Here is a 26,117-nt window from a genome sequence, read left to right as displayed (position 1 = left end):
CAGGAATTTACTTCCTGTGTACATAGAAAAAGGGCCTTTGGAAAAAAATCCAAAGGGCCTTTTATTTCAATGACTGGTTAATAGTTTTTTCCCAGCCACGTTTTTGGACTGGACTTCAACGCCTGAGATATAAGATGATCCCTCCTAATACGATGAGGCCCCCGACGAGTTGCCAAAAAGTGACGACTTCACCAAGGAGGGGAATCGCGAGCAGGGTGGCCCCAACCGGCTCACCCAGCATACTCATGGAAATGACGGTGGTATTGACGTATTTCAGGAGGTAGTTGTAAATCACGTGGGCGGCCGTGGGGAAGATGGCGAGGAGCCAGAAGATATGCCAGTCGTGTCCCGAATAGCCACCGATCGGGGTCTGAGTGACTAGGTTGAATAGGTTGAGCGTGACCCCGGCAATGAGGAAGACGCTGAAGCTATACGTCCAAAACGAAATCTCCTTCACGTGGTGCTGGCCGATGAGCATGTAGCTGACCAGCGCAATGATACACAAAAATGACAGAAGGTCGCCGAGCAATGTGGTCAGATGATGCTGACCAAAATCGCCCCATGCCACAAAGGCAATGCCGAGGATGGAGATGCCGATGGCAAGGAGACCGTGAATGTTCGTAGTTTCATGGTAGATCAAGTAGCCGCCAAGAAGGGCAACCAAGGGTTGGAGGGCGGTAATGATCATGGAACTGGCGACCGTGGTGAGCTTCAGTGATTCGAACCAGAGCGCGAAGTGGGTTGCCAAAAGAATACCGGCTAAAACGAGGTAGCCCCATTCTTTAAGGCTGAGTTTGGCCCACTGATGACGGTGAATCCAAGCCATCGGCGCAAGTAACACGCAGGCTAAGTACATCCGGTACATACTGATGATGGTGGCCGGCGCATGGGACCATTTGACGAAAATGGCCGCAAAGGAAGAAGCCAGCATGGCGATGATAAGTAAGCTAATGGTTTTACGCTTCATGTAGGACACTCCTCTAATAGTTATATTCTATTATAATAAATTCTTGCGGAAAGTTAAGGCCCAAATTGGCGCAACCTTAATTTAAGGACTGCTGGTGAGTAGTGACTGATGACGTGTTAGCAGAAGGTGATATTTGAGAAAGTTGGATTAACGAAACCAGAAATGAAAAATGCGAACGTTATACAATAAATGACGAGTAAATTGGCGATTTTTGAAGCTTGAATCCGCTATCTTAATCAGATTGATGGTGGGATGTTCCGATATTACAACGTAAACGGATTTACCAAAATCCAAACATTCATGATCTTTTTTGTAGATATTGTTAAGAAAATGCTTTAATTCTGAAAGCCAATGCTTTAACATGTTATGAGGAATTAAAAAAATCGTGAGGATGTGGAAGAATTGAAAGCAACTCGTTATCCGCTGGAAAGCATTGCACCAAAGCACCGGCACATGAATTACTGGGATATGTTTGCGACGTGGGTTGGCGCGAATGCCAACAACGGGACCTGGTTTATTGGTGGTGTGATTGCTGCGTGTGGCCTCTGGGGCGGGGTTAAGGCACTCATTGTTGGCTCAGCCGTTGCCTATGTTTTTTTGGCATTAGTGGGTCTGATTGGTTACAAAACTGGGGTAACAACGACGGGACTCTCCCGGGCGGCCTTCGGGATTCGCGGTAGCGTGGGTCCATCGGTTGTCAACCTGATTCAGTTTATCGGGTGGACGGCCGTGAACACGTTTATTGCAGCCACATCAATTTCTTATTTATGTAACAGCCTGTTTGGTTGGCCTGTATATGGCAAGCCAGGTGGGAACTGGAGTTTATTGTTTGGGATCGTCATCATGAGTGTACTGCACTTGATTAGTGTGATGGCCGGCCAACGCTCCGTGCAGTTGATCGAACGAATCGGCATGATTTTGGTTTTTGCCTTTGTGGTCTGGGAAACAATCGTTGTGTTCCGACAGACTTCGTTTCACGAAATTAGTAACTGGGTGGTCCCCGTTAAACAACGGATGTCATTTGGCTCAGCCCTCGACTCATTAGCCGCCTTTAACTTAGCGTGGGTGACTGCTGGCGCGGACTTTACCCGGTTCACAAACAAGAAGTCCGTGGCTACCACGGCGCCTTTTTGGGGCGCTTTGATCGGGGTACTATGGTTTGCCTTTGTCGGGCTATTTGCGACGATCAGCATTGCGATTACCTCAGGCGTGTATGACGCCAACAACTCTGATCCAAGTACCATTGCGGCCAAACTCGGTTTGGGGGCGCTGGCCATGGTCGTCATTATTTTGACGAGTATGACGGCGAACGCGGTTAACCTGCAAGCTGCCGGCTCCGCCTTGAATAACATGATGCCCAAGGTTAGTTTGAAAGTGGCACTTTGGATTGTAACGGTGGTGGCCACATTTGTGACCATGATTCCGATGGTGGTCGGGAGCTTCCTTGACACCTTTACCGCCTTCTTGGATGTTTTGGGGATGATTTTGGGACCTTGGATGAGCATTATGTGTGTGGACTTCTTTATTTTGCATCATGGACACTACTCGATGGCAGACTTAACCAACGCCGATGGCCCCTTCTGGTATCGAATGGGGATCAACTGGTGGGCCTTTCTGTGCTGGGCACTGGGTGTGGTCTTCTACCTTGGTTTGCAAAAAATTACCTGGTTTGACCAAACGGTGGGGGCTGCTTATCCGGTAATGCTCATCGTGGCCGTGATTTATTATGGTATCATGAAGATAAGCATGTGGCGCAAAGCTGCCTAGTGTCGTGATCAGTTAGTTGGGGACAACGGATAGTATTCAGGAGGGGAACCATGTTAATCAAAAACGTGCATATTGAATCAAATGATCAGGTGCAAGATATCCGCATTGAAGATGGTCGCTTTGTGGCTATTGAGGAGACGATTGATGCCCGTGATGGCGAACGAGTCATCGATGGTGCTGGCAAATTGTTGCTACCGCCACTGATTGATTCCCACGTTCATTTGGACGCCACGCGTACCGCGGGCCAACCAGAATGGAACGAAACGGGAACCTTATTTGACGGCATTCGAATTTGGAGTGAACGACGCAAGACGCTGACAAAGGCGGACGTCAAGCAACGGGCCAAGGCTACCATTCGGGAACAAGTCGCAAATGGCATTCAAATTGTACGCAGCCATGTGGACGTAACGGACCCGAATTTAACGGCGCTAGAAGCCCTACTAGAGGTGCGCGACGAAGTCAAAGATGTGGTTGATTTACAATTGGTGGCCTTCCCGCAGTCCGGTATTTTGTCGTTTCCCCATGGCAAGGAACTGATGGAGCAGGCGGTTAAAATGGGGGTAGATGTCATTGGTGGCATTCCCCACTATGAATTTACCCGGGATTACGGGGTGGACTCCCTCAAGTTCATCGTCGGCTTGGCGGAAAAGTATGATCGCTTAATTGACGTGCATTGTGATGAGATTGACGATCCGAACTCTCGTAACCTGGAAGTTTTGGCAACGTTGGCGTACGAAACCGGATTGGGCGATCATGTGACTGCGAGTCACACAACGGCGATGGGATCGTATGACGATGCCTACTGTTACAAACTATTCCGGTTGTTACAAATGGCGAACGTCAACTTTGTCTGCAATCCGGAGGTGAACCTTCATTTGGGAGGCCGGTTTGATACCTATCCTAAACGACGGAGTATGACACGGATTAAGGAACTTTCCGAAGCCGGAATTAACGTTTCATTTGGTGAAGATGACATTAAGGATCCTTGGTATCCCATGGGAAATGGCAATATGTTGGATCAGGTCCAAATTGGGATTTTGGCTGGTCAGTTGATGGGCTACACGCAGATTCAAAATGCGTACCAGTTCGTAACGAACAACGCCGCCAAGACGCTGCACATTAGCGATCACTATGGAATTGCGGTTGGAAAACCAGCCAACTGTATTTTGCTGAACCAAACGAATTTCTATGATGCGCTAAATGAGCATGCTGAAGTGCTGTACTCGATTCGTCAGGGGCGAGTTCTCGTTGAAACACAACCAAAACAAGTTAAATTAAACTTTTAATCAAAAAAACAATCAGCGCGTCAAACTTTTGACTGCTGATTGTTTTTTACTATATTAAAGTCCGAGGATGCGTGCGACCGACGGTACAACAAGATCGACGACGACCCCGATGATCACGACGGCAATCGATGCCATCGATCCCTGCACGGAGCCTAGTTCCAGTGCTTTGGCAGAGCCAATGGTGTGGCCGGCCGTCCCTAGACCAAGACCGGCCCCGATTTCAGATTGGTTAAGGTGAAAGATTTTGATCAGCCAATCGCCCAGTGCGTAAATGATGACAGCATTGAGAATCACCGCCATGGCCGTGATTGAAGCATTGCCACCAATCGCGGTTGAAATTGGAAGCGCGATGGCGGTTGTGGCTGCTTGGGGAAGCATGGCCGCGATGGAAGTCCGATCAAGGCCCAACCCCTTAGCGACGTAGTAAATCAGGAATAACGAGATAATGGAACCGATGATGAGGGAGAGGAGAATTTCAAACCAGTATTTCTTGACGATATCGTTACGTTTATATAGTGGAATGGCAAAGGCAATTGTTGCCGGCGTTAGGAACCAGAAGACAATATCGCCACCCGGCTTATAGTATTTGGTGTACACCTCAATGGTCGAAGTATGCAGGAGGTGACCGATGATCACGAGCATGATAATACCTAGGACCATTCCGACGAATAGGGGTTGAAAGAGGAAGAAGCCCTTACCAACTTTAAATAACCATTGGCCAATTAAGAAAACGGCTAGTGATAAAAAGATCCCGAATAAGGGTTGTGAGAGTGCTTCAGTCATTATTAGAAACCTCCTTTTTGAATGGCGAGTGGTGTTTGAACGTGGTTGATTGATGGGCTGATCGTGATGATTGCAATTTATTGTGGAGTAAAATTAAGAAACGCGCCGTATAAGCGGTAATGACCAGCATGAGAACGGTGGAAATGATAATGACGATAATAATTTGAATACCTGATTTTGCCATGGTATCGAGGCTAGTAGCCAGTGAAATCCCTGATGGGACGAACAAGAAGCCGATCATACTGATGAGAAAACTACCAAAATTATCGACCCATTCCAGCTTCACAATGTGGCAAGTGAGTAGCAGATATAGCAGGATCAACCCAATCACGGGAGTGGGAACCGGAAAACTAGCCGGAAATAAGGGTGAAATTAAACTAGAAACAAACAGGACGGCGGCGAAAATCCCCATTTGAACGAGAATGGGGGCCGACTTTGGTTGCCTTGAATCAGTCTGTTTTTGAGTCATAAGAATTCCTCCTATCAAAATAGCGATCTTTACTTTATTGTAAGTAAAAATCGCTATTTGTGATGCTTTTCACGGCTAAATAACCCAGTTTACGGTTGAACAACCCTCAGCGGGGGATGAACAATCCCGTTACATGCCTAAGGCCGTTTTCATGGCGGCCACGTAGGCCCGACCAACCGGAATTTTATCGCCGTTGACCATGGTTAATTCGTAGGTGTGATTGAAGCTCGGTTCCGTCTGAAAGACCTGATCTAAATTAACGATGTAGCTTCTGTGAACCTGCATAAACCGGTGAGGATCCAGCTGATTTTGTAGATGAACGAGTGTTTGGCGTGTTTGGTAACGGGCGCTGGTGGTTTGAATAATCAAGGCGCCCTGTTCCACAAAGGCGTAGATGATATCGGTCTTATTAATGATGTTTGTTTTATCCTCGCTAGTGATGGAAATCCGGGGATTATGATCCTGAAAATTAGGTACTTTTTGCTGCGTGGAGAGGCCCTTTTGAATGGCTTCATCAACTCGACTTTGTTCAAAAGGTTTCAAGATGTAGTCGAGGGCGTTAGCGTTAAACGCGTCGAGGGCATATTGATCGTACGCGGTCGCAAAAATGATGCGGGGGCGGGCAGAAATATCCTTCAGCCGTTTGGCTAAGGTAAACCCGTTATCGGCTCCCAACTGAATATCCAAAAATACTAGGTCTACCTGTTGATTCATCAACTGACGTTGCGCCGTGGCGACATCGGCGGCTTCAAAAATTTGACTAACGTGTTGGTTTTGTTCTAGTAGGTAGCGTAACTCTTCTCTCGCAAGCGGTTCATCGTCAACAATTAAAATTTGCATTAGGCATGCTCCTTTAAGGGAATATAGGTGGTCACAGTGGTGCCGTGAGGCGTTGACTGAAACTGAAGGTGACTAGCTTGTCCGTAGAGGCCCGTCAACCGTTGGTTCAGGTTCTGTAACGCGGTGCCACTACCATGGGTCGAGGCAATCGGTTGTTTTCCCAGTTGCTGAATGAGGGCGGGGTTAATCCCGCTGCCGTTGTCCGCGACTTCAATTTTTAATTGTTGGGCTACTTGGGTCACGCTAATTCTAATTTGATTGCCACTCGCTTTTCCGACAAAGGCGTGTTTAATCGCGTTTTCGACGAGAACCTGAATCGTAAAGGGTGGCAGCATGACATGCTCGTTAGTTTGAAAATCAAACTTAATTTGATATTTATCTGGGAACCGGGTCTGCTCAAGGGTCAAATAGGCATTCACGTGAGCTTGTTCCTGTGCCAAGGTGATTTCGGTTTCGCGCACGCCAACTAAATTGGATCGAAAGTAGGTGCTTAATTGAATTAATAAGCTCCGTGCTTTTTCGGTATCGTGACGGATAGTTGCCGAAATCGTGTTAATGGCGTTGAAGAAAAAGTGGGGGTTAATTTGAGCTTGAAGGGACTTAATCTCCGCATCTTTGACAAGTTTCGACTGGTTTTCTGCGGCCCCCAGCGCAATCTGGCTCGAAAAGATGGACGCTAATCCACGCGCGAGTTGTTCCTCGACCGGCGTTAGACGGGCCGCATCGGTGGAGTACATTTTAAGTGTGCCAACCACCTGTTGGTTAACATCTAACGGAATAACAATCGCGGCCTCCAGCGGACAGTCGGGATGGGAACAGCCGATCTCTGCTTTGCTGTGAGCGATCCGAATTTCGTTATGTTGAATGGCTTCTGAGGATAAGCGGGTCACAATGGCGGCTCCCGCAACGTGGTGGTCGCTACCGGCGCCAACGTGGGCTAAAATTTCCGTGGTCGTCGTCAAACTAATCGCCGAAAAATTCGTGTATTCCTTGATGATTTTAGCCACACTTGCCGCGGATTGTTGGTTTAACCCAGCGCGAAAATAAGGTAACGTACGGTCTGCAAGTTCCAGCACATCGTGCGTTTGGACGGCCCGCATTTCCTGTTCTTGGGTTAAAAATAGGTCAATAATTGATAGAAAAATAAAGGTGCCTAGCGCGTTAATGGTGATCATCGGGATCGCAATGAATTTGACCAACTGCCATCCAGTGGGACTGAACAGTAAAATGAACAGCATTTGGATGACTTCCATGGCAAAGCCCACGACGATTCCTTGCGTGGGACTCATGAGCATCATTGGCTGCGGCTTTGAAGCGCGGCGGTGGTAAAAGATACCGGCGAGGCCCCCGATGATGGCGGAACTCGGAATATAAAACCACGCTGCCAAGCCTCCCTGAATTACCCGGTGAAGGCCAGCGATGAGACCGACAACCGCACCTACCGAGGGGCCACCAATGATACCAGAAACGGTCACGGCAAGCAGACGGGTGTTGGCAATTGAATTTTCGTCAGGCAGGTTAAGTAAAATTCCCGTTGAAACTAAATGATTTTGGCTATCAATTTCGATACCGGTGATGTTAGAAATAATGGCGAAGAAAGCAAAAATGATAATTAAATTGATTTTATTGGAAATGGTCCGTTGCGCGAATAGTAGTTGCCGAAACGGTCGCACGTTGACGAGGAGAAAGGCCAAAATAATGACAATTCCGACTCGTTCAAGCATGAGTAGCGATAAATTTAGCATTTGCATGAAGCGCCTCCTGATTAAGACTATCTTATCAAAAAATCAGAAGTTGTGACATCGCATGGCTTACCAAAGATCGTAAACGCTGTACACCAGCAGGAGTGCGACGCAACCGTTAAGCAACCGGTAGTGGGCCTGATAAAAGCGTTGAATTAATTGGCCAGCCAGGGTCCAAGTTAAGGTACCGAGAATGCCGATTAAAATCATCAGTGCAAATTTAGAGGGGAGGCTCCCCCAGACACCGGTAATCATGAAGGTGCTCATCCCCGTAACAAAGTACAGGTAACACTTAATGTTAGTGGTTTGCAGAAGCGCGCCCGTCAGAAAGGGGTGATCGCCAGCCGAGGCGTTTTCTCCCGGCTTAGAGATGGCAACGTGGTAAGCCAGATATAGGAGGTAGGCCGATCCGATGAGTTTGAGCATTAAAATGACGAGCGGATAGTGCTGAAAAAGCGATGAGAACACGGAAATGATCCCCCCGATAACAAGGAGCCCGACTAAAATACCAAAATTAAAGACGAGTCCGCGACGAAAGCCCTTCGTCTGCCCCTCCGTCATTGCCATGATGGTATTGGGACCGGGAGTAAACGACATAACTGTGACAAACGTTAAAAATCCAACCATATGTAGTAACCTTCTCTTCTTTTGATTGCATATGCAATGATATGTATTATTCGCTATTCTAGCATGCTATAATTGCAATTGCAATGAAAGGAGTCCAATTATGTTTGATATTATTCGGCGCATCGGGGCCATTACCCGTCTCATTCAGATTGAATCGAACCAGTATTTTAAGGACCAACGGTTGAATAATAACCTATTCATCTACATTATTCGGGTGGTGGAACAGCCGGGAATGTTTTTGGGAGAACTGGCTGATAGCATGCAAATTGATCGGACAACTAGTTTTCGCACGGTTAAGAAGCTGACCGAAATGGGGTATTTGCGGTTGGCAAATGATCAGGATAACCTTAAAATTAAGCGGGTATATCCGACAAAGCGTGGTGAACGGATTTATCCAGAATTGCATGCGTTTGAGCAACGAAAGTCGGATCAATTGTTAGCGGATTTATCGCCAGCTGAACGGGAACAGCTGAACCAGTTGCTCAATAAACTAAAGGTGTAGGGAGACACATTTGTGACAACTAAACAAAAGGGATTACTATGCGCGATTTTAGGGCCGGTGTTTTGGGGTGTTTCGGGGAACGTGGCCGAGTACCTCTTTACGCTGCCAGATATTACACCGCACTGGCTGGTAGGCATGCGGCTCATTGGTTCGGGGCTGTTACTCCTAGTCTGGTGCCTGCTAACCCAGCGGCGGGAGATGATGAGCGTCTGGCACCAGCCAAAGATGATCGGCCAGCTGCTCGCGTTTGGGTTGCTGGGCGTGCTAGTATCCCAATATACATATTTTTCGGCGGTTAAAACGAGTAATGCCCCTACCGCCACGATTATTCAGTATTCGGGGCCCATATTAATCATTATTTACCTAGCGCTGCGGCATCATCAGTTGCCCCGGCGAGTGGATGTGATTTCGATTGTGCTTGCGGTGGTGGGAACTTACTTGCTTGTAACGCAGGGGCATTGGAATTCATTGGCCATTTCACCGGCTGGGGTCTGGTGGGGCCTTGGGGCCGGCGTGGGGGCGGCTCTGTACACGTTGCTCCCCCGTGAGCTTTTGAAACATTATAATGCTCGGATTGTGACCGGCTGGGCCATGCTGTTTGCGGGCGTTTTAATGTTCCCAACGACACTATTTCAGTCCTGGCCCAAGCTCACGATGGTGGTGGTGCTGGGGACCTTGTTTGTGACGGTGTTTGGAACGATGGGGGCCTATTTGCTGTATATTCAAAGTTTGAAATATTTGGCGCCAACGACGGTTGGGATGCTCGGGGTTTTCGAACCGCTCACGGCCACGTTTGTGTCGATCTTAGTGTTTGGCACGCGGTTTGGCGTTGCTGAAATTATCGGTGCGACACTGGTGTTGATGACCACGTTCTTGCAGACACTGCCAGCTAAAAAACGCCTGAAACATCCGGTACCACATAATCCGAACGTGAAACTCTAAGTTCAATTGTGTTCGTTCCCTGAATACGCTATCATAAAGTTAGAAATGGGGGATGACGATGAGCGATATGTTAGTAACAACTACGGAAAGGATTCCGGGGCAAGAGTACGAGATTATCGGGGAAGTTTTTGGATTGACGACCCAGTCGAAAAACATTGTTCGTAACATTGGTGCCGGACTCAAAAATATTGTCGGTGGTGAAATCAAAGATTACACACAGATGATGGTGGAGGCCCGCGACGTGGCGATTGACCGATTGAGAACGAACGCGGCCGCGATGGGTGCGGATGCGGTTGTGATGATGCGCTTTGATTCGGGATCGATTAGTGCAGATATGCAATCAGTTGCCGCATATGGGACGGCAGTGAAGTTTAAGTAGCGGCGTGGAAAAGTGAGACCGAGTCTCTTGCGGTCTACTAAAACGGGCGTGCGAATGCGCAAAAGAAAAAACAATGTATTTGGACCAGTAATAATCATTGCTGGCAAAAATGCGTTGTTTTTTTTTTATTTATCACTTAGAATAAGAGCAAAGAATGCTCAAGTAGGAGGGCCACGGATGGTAAAAAAAGACGGACACACGCATACCCAATTTTGTCCCCATGGTAGTGGGGATAACGCGCAACAGATGATTGAGAAGGCCATTAAAATGGGCTTTACTGAGTATAGCATCACGGAACACGCACCGTTGCCACCGGCATTTAAGCATGTTTTTGAGGGAGAACTAGAGGGTTTGGTCACGGCGTCACTGACGGCAGATCAGGTGGTTCCCTACTTGGAATTTGCCCAACGGATGCAGGCGAAGTATGCACAGCAGATTAAAGTTAACGTCGGGTTTGAGGTGGATTACTTACCCGGTTTTGAGGACTGGACGACCGACTTTTTGAACCGGTACGGATCGCGCACTCAGGATAATATCTTATCCGTCCATTTTATGCCTGGGACGCATGATAAGTTTTGGTGTGTTGACTACACCACGGCGGACTTTGCCAAGGGCTTTGCGGCTGATTTACACCAACCACAAACTTTGTTTCACCACTTTTTGCAGCTGGAGTACCAAGCCGTGACGGCCGACCTTGGCGCCTATAAACCGCAGCGCATGGGGCATTTGACTCTCATTCGGAAGTATCAGGATTGGTTTAACCTCCCGCGTCAGTTTAACTCAGCAAATAAGCAGTTAATGTTGCGGATTCTAAAGGAAATTCGCGATCGGCATTATCAAATCGATCTGAATACGGCCGGCCTGTACAAGGAATATTGTAACGAGGTTTACCCAGATCGGTGGATCATTAAGCTGGCACAGGAAATGCAAATTCCACTGGTGTTTGGTTCGGATGCGCATAGTATTCAAGAAGTGGGCCACGGCTACCATCAGATTGAACGGTGGGTCGCACCAACGAGTCATGAATGAGAGGCTCTCATATAGCACGGTGTAATTATGAGAAAATAACCGCAAGTTTCACATTTAAATGCTTGACAAGCGTTAAAATACGAGTAGTATGTTAGATAAATTAAATCAAGATTAAAAAACAATGAAAAGTTTTGATTAGTCTAGTAGACACGGATCACCGCGAACAGGGAGTTTTGGTCATCGATTGGAAGCCAAAACAGCGTCCCGTTGTCGAACTCACAGCTATGAACCGATCGAAGTTGTTACTATGATCCGGTGCGACCGTTACCAGCGTTGACAGTTTTTGCCAACATGAGCTAGTCATCGTAAGGTGGTTGGAAAATGAGGTGGGACCGCGATTTTATCGTCCTCGTAACAGAATTAAGTTTCTGTTGCGAGGATTTTTTTGTTTTTTATTGACGAGGAGGAAATGAACATGATGCGTAACCAGTTGCCCAGCGGGGTTCGAGATGAGCTTGGAGCTTCAGCCCAGATTAAGGAACAAATTGTTGCCACCATTCAGCGGTACTTTGCTAAACGGGGATTTGAAAAAGTAATTACACCGGTCGTTGAGTACCAAGATGTATTTGAGGACTACGACGTCGGCCAGAAAAAGTTGTTCAAGTTTTTAGCCGCCGATGGCAATATGGTCGTGTTACGACCGGATTTGACGTTACCGTTGGCGCGGGTGATTAGCTCAACCAATATTAAGCTCCCCGCTAAGTTTTACTATACCGGCGATATTTTTCGGATTAACCGCGCGCTGTCCGGATCACAAGACGAAATGACCCAGGCCGGTGCCGAATTAATCGGGTTTGATAGCGTGAAGGCGGAACAAGAATGTCTCGTGATGATGATGCAGTTGAGTGATCGATTGGCCCTGACCGGTGTGCAACTGGAACTGGGAATTGCGCGGTTTGCGAAGTTAATTCTCGAATCGTTGGTTGCTGATGAACGTCAAGTCCGTCAAATCGAGGATGCGCTCTTCCAAAAGCAGGTGACGCAATACAATCAGTTGATTGCCCCGTTTGAAAAGGCAGCATTGTACCCACTACTTCGAATTTGGCCTCGGTTGTTTGGGCCGGCGGCGACGGTCCTTGAAACGGTCAGTCAGTTTACCTTCCCAGCGGTTATTCAACGAGAACTGGATGAACTACGACAGATTGTCGCATGGCTGGCCGATAAGTTCGGGGAGCAGGATGTTCAGATTGACCTGAGTGCCAAGGCGCCCCAGGACTACTACACGGGGATTACGTTCCAGGCGTACAGCGATCATTCATCCAGTTACCTGTTCAGTGGTGGCCGCTACGATCATTTACTAGCTCACTTTCAAGAGACCAACGTCGCGGCGATCGGGCTGGGCATCGATATTGAACGGCTAGTTGAGATTAAGCAGGCGACGGCACCCACGCAACCAATGACGTACATCTACTTTGATGATCAACAGTGGGCGCTAGCCGAGCAGAAATTAATGACACTGGATCGTGCGCAACTGTGTTTGGCTGATAGCCGCGAGCAAGCGCAGCAGATTGCCGATGCCCACGAGGGTCGGTTGTTAGATTTAACGAAGGAGGCATCAATATGACAGACCGCATTAAAATTGCCCTGACCAAGGGCCGGGTGGAGAAACAAACCGTTCCGCTCATGGAAGCAGCCGGCTTTAATATGGCGCCGGTAAGGGACAAACAGCGAAAACTGATTTTTGATCTTCCAGACGATCCGTACACCGTTATCTTGGCAAAGGGGCCGGATGTGTCGACCTACCTGTCACAAGGGGCTGTTGATATTGGCATCGTCGGTAGCGATATTTTAACCGAACAACAAAGTCAGGCATACGAGTTATTGGATTTGGGGATCGGCAAGTGTCAATTTGTATTGGCGTCGACCGCCGATTTCGACCCAAAAGCCTCCAAACGGAAGGTGATTGGGACCAAGTATCCCTTGATTACCCAGCGGTATTTTGCCGAACGGGGAGAAGATGTCGAGGTCGTCAAAATTGAAGGCTCCGTCGAACTGGCACCCCTGATCGGGATGGCCGATGCCATCGTCGATATTACCGAAACGGGGACCACGCTTCGTGAAAATCGGTTGCAGATATACGACCGCTTACAACCCGTTTCGACCCGGATCGTTGTCAACCCCATGTCGTTAAAGCAGCATCGGAAGGCCATTTTTGATCTTGTTGACCGTCTCAATGCTGTGATTACCCAACCCGAAAACGTCTAACTAAAGAAAGGATCTACCATGATGAAAATTATTACTGATACCCTCGAAAACCAATTACAACAAGTGAGTCAACGAACGGCCGGCTTGACCGATCCTGAGATTGAACAACGGGTTCGTGCCATTATCGAAAACGTTCAAAAAAATGGTGATGATGCAGTCCGCGATTATGAAAAGCAATTTGACCAAGTCGACTTAACCCAGTTTCGCTTAGATGATGCCACTATCGATGCCGCCTACGAAAATCTCGATCCCGACCTCAAAGAAGCCCTCGAAGTGGCGAAGGCCAATATTACGAGTTTTCACAAGAAAGAAATTGAGTACGGCTTTGTAGATGCCGAAAAGCCCGGTGTGATTCGGGGGCAAAAGGTGATTCCGTTAGCCACGGTCGGATTATACGTTCCCGGTGGTACGGCAGCCTATCCATCTAGTGTGTTGATGAATGCCGTTCCCGCGAAGTTGGCGGGGGTTAACCGCTTAGTAATGGTGACACCACCGCAAAAAGATGGGATTAACCCAGCCGTGTTAGCCGCGGCGAAGATTGCCGGGGTCGACGATGTCTTTCAATTAGGCGGCGCCCAAGCGATTGCGGCATTGGCCTACGGAACCCAGAGTGTGCCTCGCGTCGACAAGATTTTGGGTCCTGGTAACATTTATGTGGCAACGGCGAAAAAGATGGTCTTTGGACAGGTCGCCATTGATATGATTGCCGGTCCATCTGAAATTGGGATTATTGCCGACGAAAGCGCGAAACCCAAGCAGATTGCGGCGGACCTCCTGTCGCAGGCGGAACATGATAAACGGGCGCGGCCGATTCTGGTCACGAACAGCGAACAGCTGGCGCAAGCCGTTTCTGCCGAAGTTGAGGCGCAGCTTCAGACATTACCACGAGAAGAAATTGCCCGGACGGCGGTGGAAGAACAGGGCTTTATTGCCGTACTACCAACGATTGATGATCTCTTTACCCTGATGAACGCGATCGCGCCAGAACATTTGGAAGTTCAGTTGCCCAATCCTACAGACTATTTGAGTCAAATCAAGAATGCGGGTTCCGTCTTCCTAGGCCAATACGCCTCTGAACCACTGGGAGATTACGTGGCTGGTCCCAATCACATTTTACCCACCTCAGGCACGGCCCGTTTCTCATCACCAGTCGGGGTTTACGATTTTGTTAAGCGGACCCAGTTTATCCAATACACCGGTGCGGCCCTTGCACAAGAGGCGCAATACGTGACGAAGCTCGCCCGGGTTGAGGGACTTGAAGGACACGCACGCGCCATTGAAGCACGGGAGGAAAACTAAAATGAGAACAGCAAGTGTGACACGTGAAACGAAGGAAACCCAAATTACCATTGAATTAAACTTAGATGATCAGTTTGAAAGCCAAATCGACACCGGTATCGGCTTTTTAGATCACATGTTAACTCTGTTTGCCAAGCACGGCCGGTTTGGGCTTAAGGTCCAAGCAACCGGTGATTTGAACGTTGATCCGCACCACACCACGGAAGACGTGGGCATTACGTTAGGCGAATGCTTCAGAGAGGCTCTGGGCAATAAGGTTGGCATTGAACGGTACGGGAGCGCCCTGGTTCCAATGGATGAGACGTTAGGCCGCATCGTTGTGGATTTGAGTGGTCGGCCGTATCTGGTCTTCAAGGCCGAATTGGAAAATCCACGGCTGGGAACCTTTGAAACAGAGACGGTCGAGGACTTTTTTCAAGGTTTTGCCTTCACGGCATTAATGAATTTGCACGCCGAAATTTTATACGGCCGCAACACGCACCACAAGATCGAATGCCTCTTTAAGGCGTTGGGACGGGCAATGCGGGCGGCTGTCACAATTAATCCAGCCATTCAAGGTGTGAACTCGACGAAAGGGGTCATCTAATGATTGCCGTCATTGACTACGACACGGGAAATATCCGTAACTTAATTAAGGCCCTCGATTATGTGGGGCTTGAGAGTCAGCTGACCGCCGATCCGGCCGAAATTTTGGCCGCGGATGGGCTCATCTTACCTGGAGTCGGGGCGTTTGCGAAGGCAATGGAGGCCCTTGATCAGCGGAATCTGATCCCGGTTATCCAGCAGGCGGTTCATCGTCAGATCCCATTGCTGGGGATCTGTTTGGGGATGCAACTCCTGTTTGAACGCAGTGAAGAGTTTGGCGATCATGCCGGGCTCGGCCTGCTTCCCGGCCGTATCAAGGCGATTCCCGCGACGGCCGAGTTGAAGGTGCCAGAAATGGGGTGGAACCAAAACCGCGTGTTCGATAAAGCAAGCCAGTTTGCCCAGTCGGCGACGGGGCAGTACACCTACTTTGTGCATTCCTATTACGCTGACTGTCCCCAAGCAATTATCACGGCCGGCGTGGACTACGGGGTGCTGATTCCCAGTATTGTGCAACAAGATAACGTTGTGGGGATGCAGTTTCATCCCGAGAAGAGTGCAACGGTGGGCTTGAAGTTACTGACAGATTTCAAAAGGATGGTGCAAACGTATGTGGATTCCCGCAATTGATTTATCTAACGGACAAAGTGTCCGCCTTTATCAGGGTGATTTTGATCAAAAAACACTTATTAACGCTGATCCACTGACGCAAGCACAGGCGATCGAACAAGCCGGCTTAACTGCCTTACACCTCGTGGACCTAGACGGCGCCAAGGCCGGTAATCCACAAAATTTGGCGGTGATTAAGCAGTTGGTCGCCCAAACAAACTTGGCGATTGAGCTAGGGGGCGGTATTCGATCACTTGAGCAAATTCGCCAGTTTTTGGAATTGGGGATTTCGCGGGTGATTATCGGATCGGCCGCAATCAAACAGCCAGAAATGGTACAACAGGCTGTCGCTGAATTTGGGGCTGCTAAAGTTGTCGTCGGGGTGGATGGCCGCCACGAGATGGTTGCCACCCATGGTTGGCTCGATACGGCCACGGTTTCGATGGCCGAGCTGATTGATCAGATGGTTGGATACGGTGTCCGGCACTTCATCGTGACCGATATTGACCGTGATGGCACGATGCAGGGGCCCAACGTGGCACTGTTAGTGAAACTGCAACAGCAATTTTCCACCGCTGAAATCATTGCTTCCGGCGGGATTCGGAGCATTGCGGACTTGCAGGATCTCAGGACCCACGGGATTCAAAGTGCGGTGATTGGTAAGGCGCTGGCTGCTGGTGGTATGACTCTAGCTGAGTTAAAGGCGGTGAATTAATGTTAGCGAAACGAATTATTCCATGCTTGGACGTGGATGATGGTCGTGTGAAAAAAGGCGTTAATTTCGTGGACCTGAAAGACGTTGGCGATCCCGCCGAAATTGCGGCGAAATACCAGCAACAGGGTGCCGATGAACTCGTATTTTTAGATATTACGGCCACTAATGAGCAGCGGCAAACGATGGCCGACGTTATCGAACAGGTCTCATCACAAGTTTTCATGCCCCTCACAGTGGGTGGTGGGATCCGCAGAGTAACCGATATGCAAAAAATGTTACGGGCGGGCGCCGATAAGGTATCGCTCAATTCCGCGGCGGTACACCATCCGGAGCTGATTCACGATGGTGCCGAGAAGTTTGGCAGTCAGTGCATTGTGGTGGCGATTGATACAAAATGGAATGCTGCGACCCACCAGTTTGACGTGGTGATCAATGGTGGCCGCCAGAATACGGGGCTGAATGCGATTGACTGGGTTGAGCGCGTGCAACAGCTGGGTGCCGGAGAATTATTAATTACGAGTATGGATGCCGATGGCACCAAGCAGGGGTTTGACGTGCGGTTGTACCAGGCAATTGATCAGGTTGCGACGGTGCCGGTCATTGCTTCGGGAGGCTGTGGTCAGGTAAGCGATTTTAGCGAAATTTTCCGGGATACCAAAGTTGACGCAGCGTTGGCCGCCTCCGTTTTCCACTATGGTGAGCTGACAATTAGTGAGGTTAAGCAACACTTAGCAGATGCGGGGGTGACCGTACGATGATTCAACCACGGTTTGATGCCCAAACGGGACTCATGCCCGCCATCATTGTGGATAATACGACCAATGAAGTCTTGATGTTGGCCTACATGAACCAAGCTAGTTTTGATAAAACGATTGAAACACACACCACGTGGTTTTGGTCCCGCTCACGCCAGACCCTTTGGAACAAGGGGGAGAGTTCGGGCCATACCCAGCGGGTGGTCGAAATTAAAATTGATTGTGATTTAGATACCGTGGTGATCAAGGTCGATAAGCAGGGCCCGGCGTGCCACACTAATCACGAAAGCTGTTTCTTCAGAACGATTGACGATTCAGACGAAACGGTCTACTAACCGTAACACGGCCAAGTAATACAACAGGAGGGGGTCCACCAATGAAAAAAAGTATTAGTCAGTTAAAGCCATATGTACCCGAAGAACCCTTAGATGAACTAAAAAAGCGGCTGCAATTGAAACGGGTTGTGCGATTATCAGCCAATGAAAACCCGTATGGCACGTCGCCGCGGATTGCGACGATGCTTCAAACCACCGCGTTTGAAAGCAATCGCTATCCCGATGGGGCGGCGGCCCAGCTACGAGACGCAGTCAGTGATTTTTACGATGTTAATCCAGCACAATTAGTGTTTGGCTGTGGGTTGGACGAAATTATTAGTCTTTTGAATCGAACTTTTTTGACCGACGGCGACGAAGTGCTCGTCAACGTGCCCACCTTCTCCGAATATATGATCAACGCCGAGATTGAGGAGGCGGTCCCCGTCGAAGTTCCAACCAAGGATGATGGGCAGATCGATTTTGAAGCCCTACTGGCGGCGATTACCGATAAAACCAAGATGATTTGGTTGTGTAATCCGAATAACCCGACGGGAACGTATGAAACAAAGGCTGACATTAAACGGTTTGTTCGTGAGGTGCCCGCCGATGTCTTGGTCATTGTTGACGAGGCCTATCTGGAATACGTTACCGATGAGGCCAATCCATCCGTCTTGGATTTGCCCGGGCAGCAAGATAACGTCATCGTGCTCAAGACGTTTTCGAAAGTTTATGGTTTAGCCAACTTTCGGGTGGGATTCGGTATTTTTCCGCTCCGGTTGGCGAGCTATATTCAATCGGTTCGGCCGCCTTACAATTTAAATTCTATTTCACAGACGGCGGCGCTCACAGGACTGCGAGATCAGGACTTTGTGACTGCGACGGTCGCCAAGACGGTGGCTGAGCGGGAGAAGTGGGAAGCCTTTTTCCGCCAAAACGGGATTCAGTTCTACCACAGTCAGACTAATTTCTTGTTCTTCACGGTTCCCGAAGCAGATCGGGTCAGCGACTTTCTGTTACAAAATGGTTTTCTCATTCGTAACGGATTGCGTCCGGGATGGCTTCGGCTAACGATTGGGGAACCCGCGGATAATCTGCGAATTCAGCAATTATTGTTACAGTGTTTAAACTGAACAAAATAAATAGGATGTGACCTGATTAAGTCACATCCTATTTACTTACATTTTTTGCCAGTCTAACGACCACAGCAGGCCCATCGTTTTTTCTCCCGTATGAACGCTGATGACGGGGCCGAGATGGCTGATATCGACGGGGATGTTAGGAAATTGGTGGTGCACGGCTGCGACCCATTGTTCACTACCGGCCGGATCATTGGCGTCGATGACGGTGGCACGTAATGGATAGTTAGTCTGCGCTGCGGCGGTGGTCAAATGAGTCATAATTTTGCTAAACGCCCGCTTGACGGTCCGTTCCTTACCGGCGACGATAATCTGTCCCTGATCGTTGAAGGTTAATAATGGCTTGATACGTAATAGGTTACCAATAATGGCGGAACTATTTGAAATACGACCAGTCCGGAGCAGATGATTGAGATCGTCAACCATGAAAAAGACGTCGGTGGAATCGCGGAGCCGTTGGAGCAAGGGAATAATCGCCTCTGCCGACATGCCCTTAGCAACTAGGCGGCCGGCGAGTAGGGCCATGTTGGCCTCGCCAGCACTGGCGATTTTGGAGTCAAACGCGTAGACGGGAATTCGGGTGTATTCTCGGATAAACATTTGGAGGTTATCAAAGAAACCGGTAATGCCCGACGAGAGGTGAATTGAGATGATTTCATCGAAGCCAGCGTCAGCAAGACGATCGTACGTGGCTTTCATCTGGCCCATTGTGATTTGCGCAGTTGTGGGCAACGCCTTTTCGGTTCTGAGCTTTTCAAAAAAGGTCGGTGAATCGATCTCCACGTTTTCTAGGTAGGGGTGGTCATTAAAAATGACGGTAATGGGAACTACCGTGATCTGATATTGGGCGACCAATGCCGGATCAATATATGCGGCACTATCGGTCACAATTGCTGTTTTCATTGGGACTCCTTTCGTGTCACGAAATTGTACGCTCCATTATACGCGCCGAAATCGCAAACGCAATAATAACGCCATATGATCAACAAAAGTTGTTATAATGGTGATTAGTGAGTTTAAGGAGGAAATTAGCATGAGTGTGGAAGTACCAGAAAACTTAGAAGAAGTGGCCATGCGCGTGGCCTTACTAAAAACCCGCGGTCGTGAAACCACGGAAAAAGAAGTGATTAACCAAGCGGTTCTTGATGCACTACAAATTTTTGTGGATCAGGAATTGGATGGTCATTACGATACGGTCAAGTATGACGGAGCCCAGCTGGTAATTTTTGATTTAATGGGTGAAGAAATTAGTCGCCTAGATCCTGAACAGGCTGATTTTGAGCAGGATTTTCGCACAAACGCGGACAAAACAATGCTGCGATTAGAAGATCTGGCTCATCGGGTCGTTGGCTCACGGTAGTATGGGGCTCGGGAAACACTAATTTTAACAAAAAGTAAGTGTTTTGCGATGAGTTTTTAGATCAAACATGGTATTATCTTTACGTACGCGTTGTTTGCAAAATTGGCAACGCCATTATAGGAGGAAGTATCATGCACAAGTGGTTAAAAACAATTGGGATTATCACAATGGGGCTCGCAGTGGCATTGGTGCTCACCGCGTGTGGGAAAACCTCTAGCAACAAGGCCCAACTAAAAACTTCTGGCACACTCACCGTGGGACTGGAAGGGACGTTTGCACCCTATTCATACCGGGAAAATGGTAAATTAACGGGTTTCGAAGTGGAACTTGCTAGAGATATTGCCAAAAAAGAAAATTTGAAAGTTAAATTCGTGCCAACCAAGTGGGATTCACTGATTGCGGGAGTTGGCGACAAGAAGTTTGATGTCGTCCTCAACAACGTGACGGTGACGAAGCAACGGCAAAAGAAGTACGCCTTCTCAACACCGTACATTTACTCACGTGAAGTATTGGTCACAAAGAAGGACAACACGTCAATCAAGTCAATTGATGATATCAAGGGTAAGAAAATTGCGGTTGGAACTGGGACTAATAACGAGACCGTCGCCGAAAAGTTTGGGGCTAAGATTGTGCCAAACAGTGAATTTTCATCAACGTTATCATTAATTAAACAGGGTCGAGTAGAAGGAACCTTGAACTCTCGTGAAGCCTATCTGGCCTACTTGAAGGACAATCCGTCGGCTAAGAATGACTTTAAGTACACGCTCGTACCTGACAGCAAGGTTGAACCAGCCAAGGTGGCCGTTTTGATGGCCAAGGATAACCCTGGTTTGAAGAAGAAGATCAATAAAGCGCTCAAGGAACTTCGAGATGATGGCACGTTGAAGAAACTGTCAGAGAAGTACTTTACGGATGACATTACACAAAAATAATGGGTAATCTGTAACGTTTCATGCAATTAAGCCTGTCCAGACTATGATCGTGACTTGATGGTTATAGCTTGGGCAGGCTTGTGCGTTTCATTGTTATTATTGAAATATAGAAGGGAAACCAATATGTGGGATATCATTGTTAGTTCGACTCCCGAAATTGTTTGGGCCGGGATTAAGTACACCATTCCGCTGGCCGTTATTTCGTTTATTATTGGATTTATTATTGCCGTCTTCACGGCGATTGTCAGAATCACCACGCCGAAGGGTAATCCGGTTGTGCTGTTTTTCTGGCGACTTTTAAAGTGGTTTTTGAATTTTTACGTGTGGTTGTTTCGATCCACACCACTTTTGGTCCAGTTGTTCATTATTTTCTTCGGGTTACCCAATGCCGGCATTCAGTTTAATGCGTTTACGGCGGGGATCATTACCTTCTCGCTGAATACGGGGGCGTACTGCTCGGAAACCATTCGGGGTGCGATTTCATCGATTCCGGATAGTCAGTGGGAAGCGGCCTATTCGATCGGGATGACGCACCGCCAAGTTTTGTTCCGGATCATCTTTCCGCAAGCGTTGCGGGTTGCACTCCCACCGCTGTCGAATTCGTTCATTGGCTTGGTTAAGGATACTTCACTGGCCAGTTCAATTACGATCTTGGAAATGTTCATGGTGAGCCAGCAGATTACGGCCAAAAATTACGAGCCGTTACTGATGTATTCCATCGTGGCCGCCGTGTACGCCGTATTCTGTACCGTATTGACCATTTTGCAACACTATCTAGAAAAGCGAATGTCACGGTACGTTCAGGTTACGGGGGAATAAACAATGATTAAGCTAGAACATGTGGATAAACAATATCGGGATCATCACGCCTTAAATGACATTAATCTCACGTTTGAAGCCAATCAAACAACGGTTATTTTAGGGCCTTCGGGGGCGGGAAAGTCAACGCTCCTGCGATCATTGAACCTCCTCGAACGGCCGCAAAGTGGTCATTATCAAATCGGTGCCGAGCAGGTTGATTTTAGTCAAGAAATTCCGACCAAGCTGGTGCTGAAGGTGCGGCGGATGACGGGGATGGTGTTCCAAAGCTGGAACCTCTTCCCCCATCTGACGATCATGCAAAACATTACCGAAGGCCCGATTCACGTTTTAAATCAGAGTAAAGCGCAGGCCGAGCAAAAGGCGTTGGAATTACTTGAAGAAGTGGGACTTGCGGACACCAAAGACCGTTATCCTAGTCAGTTATCGGGTGGTCAGCAACAACGGATTTCAATTTGCCGGGCATTGGCGATGGATCCGGAATATATTTTGTTTGACGAACCAACGAGTGCACTGGATCCAGAATTAGAGGCGCAAGTCTTGCGGGTCCTGCTAAAGCTCGCCCAGCAGCAACAGTCGATGATCGTTGTCACCCATAACATTGAGTTTGCTCGACGGGTGGCGGATAAAATCGTCTTTTTAGAGGACGGTAAAATTGAATTTGAAGGTACGGTGGATGAATTTTTCAACCATCCAACACAAAGAATTCACGAATTTTTGACCGGCATGGAATTTTAACGGGCGCCGTTTCGTGGTCCATTAGGATATCAATCGTAAGAAGCAATTTCAAAATAACTGATCGTGTGAACACAATAAAATAGGACCGATCTTGCGCCTTGGAGGCACAGATCGATCCTATTTTTTGCTAGTTATTCAGTTGGCGGAGGCCGTTTTGAACGGCGCCTAAAATGATCTGAAGGGCCCCATATTGTTGCTGTCGTTGGGGATTGTTTTGAGCACTGTACTTTTGGTCTAGGTTAGTCATCAGCTTGGCGTAGTGGTCCGCATCGGCATCTATCATTGCGATGGCGGTGGTGATTAACATTGCCAAAATGGGCACTTGTGCCTTGGGCTGATTGCTAAAGTAGACGTAGGTTTCGATGTTATCGTAAAACTGCGTCACGGTGTGTGGTGCAAATGGTGCTTGAGACATAGTGGTCAACTACTTTCTAATTGTAAGTAGCCACATTGTACCGTCTTCTCGGGAGAAGCGCAAAATAAACCACTTACGCTAGCACCAGTCACTGAGCGGTTCGGCGTGTTAAAAAATAAAAAGCCGAGCTCATTTGGCCCAGCCTCATCAAATTTACAATCGTTTGGAAATTTTGTATTCTTTCGGATGCTTTTCATGATCCTGGGGAAGGGCATCGTTGGCGTAGAAAATAGCGTATTCTTCGTCATCGGGCCCCTTCGCAACGACGAGTTCATCGGCCGATTTTTCCCGTTTATAGATTTGACCCTTACGAACGGCCTCGTTGTAATCATGAATATTGGCGATGGAATCACCGGGATTAAAGAAAATACGATCTGCCATGATAATCAGCTCCTTTAGTTATGCACGACTTACAATATCGATACTGGTTTGTTCAATGATGTGACCGGCACTGGCATGATAAAAGGCGTTGAGCCAGTAGCCGTCGGCTAAGTCCAACTTGGTATTTAGTGCGTAGACGGTTAGCGTGTATGTGTGATCTTGATCTGGTGGTGTCGGCCCCGTGTAATGGCGGGTAACGGCGGGATTAGTGCTACCCACGAGACTCCCCGCGTTACTGTTATTTCCCTGAATCATCTCAAATGAATGCTGGCGACTGGCGTCTGCCGGAAATGTGGTGATGTGGGGATCAATATTGGCGGCGGTCCAGTGAATCCACGTGAACCCACAAACTGGAATCGAATCATGATCGATCAAGGTCAATGCGAGTGACCGAGTTGAGGTTGGGACGTCACGAATGGAAAAGGGAAACGAAACAACAGGATGCCCATCGGTTTGATCAACGTGATCAGCATACTTACCATACCGATCGGCCAGTTGCCCGTTAGTAGTTGGAACTTGAATTTGCATGGCATAACCTCCTTAGCCAAATTAAATTGAGGCGTTGATAAAACGCTTGCGATTAACTTTATTATAACCGTTTTGGGGGACGATCGGCCAGTAATCGACCATTTAGTGCTTGACTTTTAAATGGTCACGAGATATTCTACTGTTAATTTAATATTCGTCCACATAAAACCAATGAGGTGGAGATCAAGGTAGCCGTGCCCGTACAGAGAGTTGACGATGCTGAGAGTTCAATCGAACGCAGACTACTAAATGGACCACCGAGGGAGCAGTGAAAGGCGTGCGTCATGCACGATCGAGTATTCTGTTACGTCAGACACGCGTCAGTTGTCAGGAATGTGTTTGCATTTCGAAATGGAGAGTAGAAGATTTTGTGTCGTCCCACATCAAAAAGTACCCCAGTAAGTCAAACGGGGGCTAACTGAATGGTCTGGGAGACCCGTCTTCTAAAATAAGGTGGCACCGCGGAAGAATCCGTCCTTATAGCAAATTAAATTTGTTATGTGGACGGATTTTTTGATTCCCAAAAATTGATGAAAAGGGGTAATACCGATGCAACCATCTCAAGCAACGCTCCAAAACTACCAAAATGACTTTCAATACGTCCCCGTCAAGATCGAGGCCGAAATTCCAGATTTTGACGTCTATCAAATTACAGATTATCTGGATCAATACTACGATACCTGCACCCAATTGACGATCAATAATCATGATCAACAAAAATACACCTACTTGGTCATTAATCCAAGTCAGGAAATTATTGTGGAAGAAGACCAGGTACTGGTCAATGGCAAACGCCAAGAACAGGATGCACATCATTACATTAAGCAACTGTTGGAGACGCATCGGACCCCGAAGATCAAGGGGATGCCACCGTTTAGTGGCGGGTTGATTGGCTATTTCGCCTATGAATATATCAAGACGGCGGTGACTAAGTTGCAGAAATTGAGACGGCTTCCAGATCACCAGCCACTAGCCCGGCTCTTACTGGCGGATACCGTTATTGCCTACGATCACGAGCGGCAAATCTGTGAACTAATCAAGGTGATCGGCACTGATGATTTAACTGCCAATTATGAACAGGCCGAAAAACAACTCACGGTTCTCAAGAACATGTTGACTCAAATTCCCCACCACGACTTACAAAATTTTAACTTACTGACTGATTTTCAGCCACGGTTTACGCTCTCGCAGTACAGTCAGGGGGTAGAAGAAATTCGTCGGGAAATCGAGCAGGGGGAGGTCTTCCAACTCATCTACTCGAATCCACAACATGCGCGGTTAACGGGTAATTTGATCCGTGTTGCCCAGCGACTAGCCCGCGATAATCCATCCCCCTACGAGTTTTACTTTCATCAGGGAGACTATCAGGCGGCAGTCGCCTCACCGGAAACGTTGGTGCGCCGCGAAGATGACAAGCTATTAACCTACCCACTGGCCGGCACCCGTCGCCGGGGGAAGACGGATAAGGAAGACGTGGCCTTCGAAAAGGAGCTAACGACTAGTACCAAGGAATTGTCGGAGCATAATATGCTGGTCGATCTGGGCCGCAATGATCTCGGACAGGTCAGTAAAATTGGGACGGTTAAGGTGACGAGTCACGCCCATATTTTACGATTTTCACAGGTCATGCATTTAGGTTCCACGGTTGAATCAGAAGCCATCGAGCAGCTCACGGCCATCGATTTATTAGACGCAGTCTTTCCGGCTGGCACCCTGTCTGGGGCACCGAAAGTCCACGCCATCGAGCTGATTTACCAACACGAGCGCATTACCCGGGGGCTTTACGGGGGCTGTTTCGGCTACTTTGACTTCAATGGTGATGTGGACATGGCCATTGGTATTCGGCTCGTGTACACGCAAAAAGACCAGGCGACGATTCATTCGGGAGCCGGAATCGTTGCGGATAGTAACGACAAGCACGAATTTCAGGAGTGTTTTAACAAGGCACGGGCAGTGAATTTGGCGATTGTCAAAGCAGAGGAGGGGTAACGGC

General features: G+C 48.2%; 30 protein-coding genes. 20 read left to right on the top strand and 10 right to left on the bottom strand.

The genetic code is table 11. From position 1 onward, the window contains the following. Positions 1–115: 115 nt before the first annotated feature. Positions 116–967, bottom strand: coding sequence for a DMT family transporter (locus FC26_RS04190; RefSeq protein WP_057778090.1), 852 nt, complete (start codon positions 965–967; stop codon positions 116–118). Positions 968–1,369: 402 nt separating this feature from the next. Here FC26_RS04190 and FC26_RS04185 point away from each other — a divergent pair, with 402 nt between their 5' ends. Both FC26_RS04185 and codA read left to right on the top strand, forming a co-directional pair. Beyond that, the gene (locus FC26_RS04185; protein ID WP_268872648.1) at positions 1,370–2,734 is read left to right on the top strand and encodes a cytosine permease; all 1,365 of its coding nucleotides are present in this window, start codon (positions 1,370–1,372) and stop codon (positions 2,732–2,734) included. A gap of 50 nt (positions 2,735–2,784) precedes the next feature. Then, positions 2,785–4,020, top strand: a complete 1,236-nt coding sequence (codA, locus tag FC26_RS04180) for a cytosine deaminase (protein WP_057778088.1) — start codon at positions 2,785–2,787, stop codon at positions 4,018–4,020. 54 nt (positions 4,021–4,074) lie between these two features. Here the strand turns inward: codA and lrgB are convergent, their stop codons facing one another. The 5 genes from lrgB to FC26_RS04155 form a co-directional block, all read right to left on the bottom strand. Then, positions 4,075–4,803, bottom strand: coding sequence for an antiholin-like protein LrgB (lrgB, locus tag FC26_RS04175; RefSeq protein ID WP_057778087.1), 729 nt, complete (start codon positions 4,801–4,803; stop codon positions 4,075–4,077). Continuing rightward, the gene (locus FC26_RS04170; RefSeq protein ID WP_083483743.1) at positions 4,796–5,272 is read right to left on the bottom strand and encodes a CidA/LrgA family protein; all 477 of its coding nucleotides are present in this window, start codon (positions 5,270–5,272) and stop codon (positions 4,796–4,798) included. The genes lrgB and FC26_RS04170 overlap by 8 nt, the downstream gene beginning before the upstream one ends. Before the next feature lie 129 nt (positions 5,273–5,401). After that, positions 5,402–6,112 carry a LytR/AlgR family response regulator transcription factor gene (locus FC26_RS04165; protein WP_057778085.1) on the bottom strand — a complete coding sequence of 237 codons (711 nt, stop codon included), beginning with the start codon at positions 6,110–6,112 and terminating at the stop codon, positions 5,402–5,404. Next, positions 6,112–7,857, bottom strand: a complete 1,746-nt coding sequence (locus FC26_RS04160) for a sensor histidine kinase (protein ID WP_057778098.1) — start codon at positions 7,855–7,857, stop codon at positions 6,112–6,114. Before FC26_RS04160 ends, FC26_RS04165 begins: the two co-directional genes overlap by 1 nt. Before the next feature lie 66 nt (positions 7,858–7,923). Continuing rightward, positions 7,924–8,481 carry a LysE family transporter gene (locus FC26_RS04155; RefSeq protein ID WP_057778083.1) on the bottom strand — a complete coding sequence of 186 codons (558 nt, stop codon included), beginning with the start codon at positions 8,479–8,481 and terminating at the stop codon, positions 7,924–7,926. A gap of 100 nt (positions 8,482–8,581) precedes the next feature. Here FC26_RS04155 and FC26_RS04150 point away from each other — a divergent pair, with 100 nt between their 5' ends. The 13 genes from FC26_RS04150 to hisC all read left to right on the top strand — a co-directional run bounded on the left by FC26_RS04150 (position 8,582) and on the right by hisC (position 18,945). Next, positions 8,582–8,983, top strand: a complete 402-nt coding sequence (locus FC26_RS04150) for a MarR family winged helix-turn-helix transcriptional regulator (RefSeq protein ID WP_057778081.1) — start codon at positions 8,582–8,584, stop codon at positions 8,981–8,983. Between the two features lie 12 nt (positions 8,984–8,995). Continuing rightward, positions 8,996–9,925 (top strand): DMT family transporter, encoded by a 930-nt coding sequence (locus FC26_RS04145; RefSeq protein ID WP_057778079.1) that lies wholly within the window; start codon positions 8,996–8,998, stop codon positions 9,923–9,925. A 58-nt stretch (positions 9,926–9,983) separates the two neighbouring features. Continuing rightward, a complete protein-coding gene (locus FC26_RS04140; protein WP_057778077.1) occupies positions 9,984–10,304 on the top strand; it encodes a heavy metal-binding domain-containing protein in 321 nt (106 codons plus the stop codon). 177 nt (positions 10,305–10,481) lie between these two features. Beyond that, the gene (hisJ, locus tag FC26_RS04135; protein ID WP_057778075.1) at positions 10,482–11,333 is read left to right on the top strand and encodes a histidinol-phosphatase HisJ; all 852 of its coding nucleotides are present in this window, start codon (positions 10,482–10,484) and stop codon (positions 11,331–11,333) included. A gap of 415 nt (positions 11,334–11,748) precedes the next feature. Next, the gene (locus FC26_RS04130; protein ID WP_057778073.1) at positions 11,749–12,897 is read left to right on the top strand and encodes an ATP phosphoribosyltransferase regulatory subunit; all 1,149 of its coding nucleotides are present in this window, start codon (positions 11,749–11,751) and stop codon (positions 12,895–12,897) included. Continuing rightward, positions 12,894–13,538, top strand: a complete 645-nt coding sequence (hisG, locus tag FC26_RS04125; RefSeq protein WP_057778072.1) for an ATP phosphoribosyltransferase — start codon at positions 12,894–12,896, stop codon at positions 13,536–13,538. The genes FC26_RS04130 and hisG overlap by 4 nt, the downstream gene beginning before the upstream one ends. A gap of 21 nt (positions 13,539–13,559) precedes the next feature. After that, positions 13,560–14,837, top strand: a complete 1,278-nt coding sequence (hisD, locus tag FC26_RS04120) for a histidinol dehydrogenase (RefSeq protein ID WP_057778096.1) — start codon at positions 13,560–13,562, stop codon at positions 14,835–14,837. A 1-nt stretch (position 14,838) separates the two neighbouring features. Continuing rightward, positions 14,839–15,423 (top strand): imidazoleglycerol-phosphate dehydratase HisB, encoded by a 585-nt coding sequence (gene hisB, locus FC26_RS04115; RefSeq protein WP_057778070.1) that lies wholly within the window; start codon positions 14,839–14,841, stop codon positions 15,421–15,423. Then, on the top strand, positions 15,423–16,052 hold the full coding sequence (gene hisH, locus FC26_RS04110) for an imidazole glycerol phosphate synthase subunit HisH (protein ID WP_057778068.1): 630 nt from the start codon (positions 15,423–15,425) through the stop codon (positions 16,050–16,052). Before hisB ends, hisH begins: the two co-directional genes overlap by 1 nt. Next, complete coding sequence (gene hisA / locus FC26_RS04105) at positions 16,033–16,746, top strand: 1-(5-phosphoribosyl)-5-[(5-phosphoribosylamino)methylideneamino]imidazole-4-carboxamide isomerase (RefSeq protein ID WP_057778066.1); 714 nt, start codon at positions 16,033–16,035, stop codon at positions 16,744–16,746. Before hisH ends, hisA begins: the two co-directional genes overlap by 20 nt. Then, the gene (hisF, locus tag FC26_RS04100) at positions 16,746–17,504 is read left to right on the top strand and encodes an imidazole glycerol phosphate synthase subunit HisF (protein ID WP_057778064.1); all 759 of its coding nucleotides are present in this window, start codon (positions 16,746–16,748) and stop codon (positions 17,502–17,504) included. Before hisA ends, hisF begins: the two co-directional genes overlap by 1 nt. Then, positions 17,501–17,836, top strand: coding sequence for a phosphoribosyl-AMP cyclohydrolase (gene hisI / locus FC26_RS04095; RefSeq protein ID WP_191978874.1), 336 nt, complete (start codon positions 17,501–17,503; stop codon positions 17,834–17,836). The genes hisF and hisI overlap by 4 nt, the downstream gene beginning before the upstream one ends. Before the next feature lie 41 nt (positions 17,837–17,877). Then, entirely contained in the window at positions 17,878–18,945 is a 1,068-nt protein-coding gene (gene hisC, locus FC26_RS04090) for a histidinol-phosphate transaminase (RefSeq protein WP_057778062.1), read from the top strand. A 45-nt stretch (positions 18,946–18,990) separates the two neighbouring features. Here hisC and FC26_RS04085 read toward each other — a convergent pair whose 3' ends face one another. Beyond that, positions 18,991–19,854, bottom strand: a complete 864-nt coding sequence (locus FC26_RS04085) for a DegV family protein (RefSeq protein ID WP_057778060.1) — start codon at positions 19,852–19,854, stop codon at positions 18,991–18,993. 130 nt (positions 19,855–19,984) lie between these two features. Here FC26_RS04085 and FC26_RS04080 point away from each other — a divergent pair, with 130 nt between their 5' ends. The 4 genes from FC26_RS04080 (at position 19,985) to FC26_RS04065 (ending at position 22,800) form a co-directional block, all read left to right on the top strand. After that, the gene (locus FC26_RS04080) at positions 19,985–20,311 is read left to right on the top strand and encodes a hypothetical protein (RefSeq protein ID WP_057778058.1); all 327 of its coding nucleotides are present in this window, start codon (positions 19,985–19,987) and stop codon (positions 20,309–20,311) included. Positions 20,312–20,442: 131 nt separating this feature from the next. After that, on the top strand, positions 20,443–21,243 hold the full coding sequence (locus FC26_RS04075) for a transporter substrate-binding domain-containing protein (RefSeq protein WP_057778055.1): 801 nt from the start codon (positions 20,443–20,445) through the stop codon (positions 21,241–21,243). A 123-nt stretch (positions 21,244–21,366) separates the two neighbouring features. Then, positions 21,367–22,062 carry an amino acid ABC transporter permease gene (locus FC26_RS04070; RefSeq protein ID WP_057778053.1) on the top strand — a complete coding sequence of 232 codons (696 nt, stop codon included), beginning with the start codon at positions 21,367–21,369 and terminating at the stop codon, positions 22,060–22,062. A 3-nt stretch (positions 22,063–22,065) separates the two neighbouring features. Further along, complete coding sequence (locus FC26_RS04065) at positions 22,066–22,800, top strand: amino acid ABC transporter ATP-binding protein (RefSeq protein WP_057778052.1); 735 nt, start codon at positions 22,066–22,068, stop codon at positions 22,798–22,800. Positions 22,801–22,927: 127 nt separating this feature from the next. On the opposite strand, the gene FC26_RS04060 is transcribed toward FC26_RS04065, so the two are convergent. From FC26_RS04060 to FC26_RS04050, 3 genes are all read right to left on the bottom strand, one after another. Further along, positions 22,928–23,215 carry a hypothetical protein gene (locus FC26_RS04060; protein WP_057778050.1) on the bottom strand — a complete coding sequence of 96 codons (288 nt, stop codon included), beginning with the start codon at positions 23,213–23,215 and terminating at the stop codon, positions 22,928–22,930. A 153-nt stretch (positions 23,216–23,368) separates the two neighbouring features. After that, positions 23,369–23,596 (bottom strand): hypothetical protein, encoded by a 228-nt coding sequence (locus tag FC26_RS04055; protein ID WP_057778048.1) that lies wholly within the window; start codon positions 23,594–23,596, stop codon positions 23,369–23,371. Between the two features lie 18 nt (positions 23,597–23,614). Then, a complete protein-coding gene (locus tag FC26_RS04050) occupies positions 23,615–24,124 on the bottom strand; it encodes a YbhB/YbcL family Raf kinase inhibitor-like protein (protein ID WP_057778046.1) in 510 nt (169 codons plus the stop codon). A gap of 549 nt (positions 24,125–24,673) precedes the next feature. Between FC26_RS04050 and FC26_RS04045 the strand changes: the two genes are divergently transcribed. Continuing rightward, on the top strand, positions 24,674–26,113 hold the full coding sequence (locus tag FC26_RS04045; RefSeq protein WP_057778044.1) for an anthranilate synthase component I family protein: 1,440 nt from the start codon (positions 24,674–24,676) through the stop codon (positions 26,111–26,113). Positions 26,114–26,117 lie beyond the last annotated feature (4 nt).

This window comes from Paucilactobacillus vaccinostercus DSM 20634 (genome assembly GCF_001436295.1).
In the GTDB taxonomy this organism is placed as follows: domain Bacteria; phylum Bacillota; class Bacilli; order Lactobacillales; family Lactobacillaceae; genus Paucilactobacillus; species Paucilactobacillus vaccinostercus.
Note: the sequence above shows the minus strand (reverse complement) of the source record. Positions and strands in the feature narration are given on the sequence as shown.

Excerpts from the sequence above, each read along its gene's own strand:
- FC26_RS04190 (WP_057778090.1), bottom strand. The coding sequence starts at position 967 with ATGAAGCGTAAAACCATTAGCTTACTTATCATCGCCATGCTGGCTTCT.
- codA (WP_057778088.1), top strand. The coding sequence starts at position 2,785 with ATGTTAATCAAAAACGTGCATATTGAATCAAATGATCAGGTGCAAGAT.
- lrgB (WP_057778087.1), bottom strand. The coding sequence starts at position 4,803 with ATGACTGAAGCACTCTCACAACCCTTATTCGGGATCTTTTTATCACTA.
- FC26_RS04170 (WP_083483743.1), bottom strand. The coding sequence starts at position 5,272 with ATGACTCAAAAACAGACTGATTCAAGGCAACCAAAGTCGGCCCCCATT.
- FC26_RS04165 (WP_057778085.1), bottom strand. The coding sequence starts at position 6,112 with ATGCAAATTTTAATTGTTGACGATGAACCGCTTGCGAGAGAAGAGTTA.
- FC26_RS04160 (WP_057778098.1), bottom strand. The coding sequence starts at position 7,857 with ATGCTAAATTTATCGCTACTCATGCTTGAACGAGTCGGAATTGTCATT.
- FC26_RS04155 (WP_057778083.1), bottom strand. The coding sequence starts at position 8,481 with ATGGTTGGATTTTTAACGTTTGTCACAGTTATGTCGTTTACTCCCGGT.
- FC26_RS04150 (WP_057778081.1), top strand. The coding sequence starts at position 8,582 with ATGTTTGATATTATTCGGCGCATCGGGGCCATTACCCGTCTCATTCAG.
- FC26_RS04140 (WP_057778077.1), top strand. The coding sequence starts at position 9,984 with ATGAGCGATATGTTAGTAACAACTACGGAAAGGATTCCGGGGCAAGAG.
- hisJ (WP_057778075.1), top strand. The coding sequence starts at position 10,482 with ATGGTAAAAAAAGACGGACACACGCATACCCAATTTTGTCCCCATGGT.
- FC26_RS04130 (WP_057778073.1), top strand. The coding sequence starts at position 11,749 with ATGATGCGTAACCAGTTGCCCAGCGGGGTTCGAGATGAGCTTGGAGCT.
- hisG (WP_057778072.1), top strand. The coding sequence starts at position 12,894 with ATGACAGACCGCATTAAAATTGCCCTGACCAAGGGCCGGGTGGAGAAA.
- hisD (WP_057778096.1), top strand. The coding sequence starts at position 13,560 with ATGAAAATTATTACTGATACCCTCGAAAACCAATTACAACAAGTGAGT.
- hisB (WP_057778070.1), top strand. The coding sequence starts at position 14,839 with ATGAGAACAGCAAGTGTGACACGTGAAACGAAGGAAACCCAAATTACC.
- hisH (WP_057778068.1), top strand. The coding sequence starts at position 15,423 with ATGATTGCCGTCATTGACTACGACACGGGAAATATCCGTAACTTAATT.
- hisA (WP_057778066.1), top strand. The coding sequence starts at position 16,033 with ATGTGGATTCCCGCAATTGATTTATCTAACGGACAAAGTGTCCGCCTT.
- hisF (WP_057778064.1), top strand. The coding sequence starts at position 16,746 with ATGTTAGCGAAACGAATTATTCCATGCTTGGACGTGGATGATGGTCGT.
- hisI (WP_191978874.1), top strand. The coding sequence starts at position 17,501 with ATGATTCAACCACGGTTTGATGCCCAAACGGGACTCATGCCCGCCATC.
- hisC (WP_057778062.1), top strand. The coding sequence starts at position 17,878 with ATGAAAAAAAGTATTAGTCAGTTAAAGCCATATGTACCCGAAGAACCC.
- FC26_RS04085 (WP_057778060.1), bottom strand. The coding sequence starts at position 19,854 with ATGAAAACAGCAATTGTGACCGATAGTGCCGCATATATTGATCCGGCA.
- FC26_RS04080 (WP_057778058.1), top strand. The coding sequence starts at position 19,985 with ATGAGTGTGGAAGTACCAGAAAACTTAGAAGAAGTGGCCATGCGCGTG.
- FC26_RS04075 (WP_057778055.1), top strand. The coding sequence starts at position 20,443 with ATGCACAAGTGGTTAAAAACAATTGGGATTATCACAATGGGGCTCGCA.
- FC26_RS04070 (WP_057778053.1), top strand. The coding sequence starts at position 21,367 with ATGTGGGATATCATTGTTAGTTCGACTCCCGAAATTGTTTGGGCCGGG.
- FC26_RS04065 (WP_057778052.1), top strand. The coding sequence starts at position 22,066 with ATGATTAAGCTAGAACATGTGGATAAACAATATCGGGATCATCACGCC.
- FC26_RS04060 (WP_057778050.1), bottom strand. The coding sequence starts at position 23,215 with ATGTCTCAAGCACCATTTGCACCACACACCGTGACGCAGTTTTACGAT.
- FC26_RS04055 (WP_057778048.1), bottom strand. The coding sequence starts at position 23,596 with ATGGCAGATCGTATTTTCTTTAATCCCGGTGATTCCATCGCCAATATT.
- FC26_RS04050 (WP_057778046.1), bottom strand. The coding sequence starts at position 24,124 with ATGCAAATTCAAGTTCCAACTACTAACGGGCAACTGGCCGATCGGTAT.
- FC26_RS04045 (WP_057778044.1), top strand. The coding sequence starts at position 24,674 with ATGCAACCATCTCAAGCAACGCTCCAAAACTACCAAAATGACTTTCAA.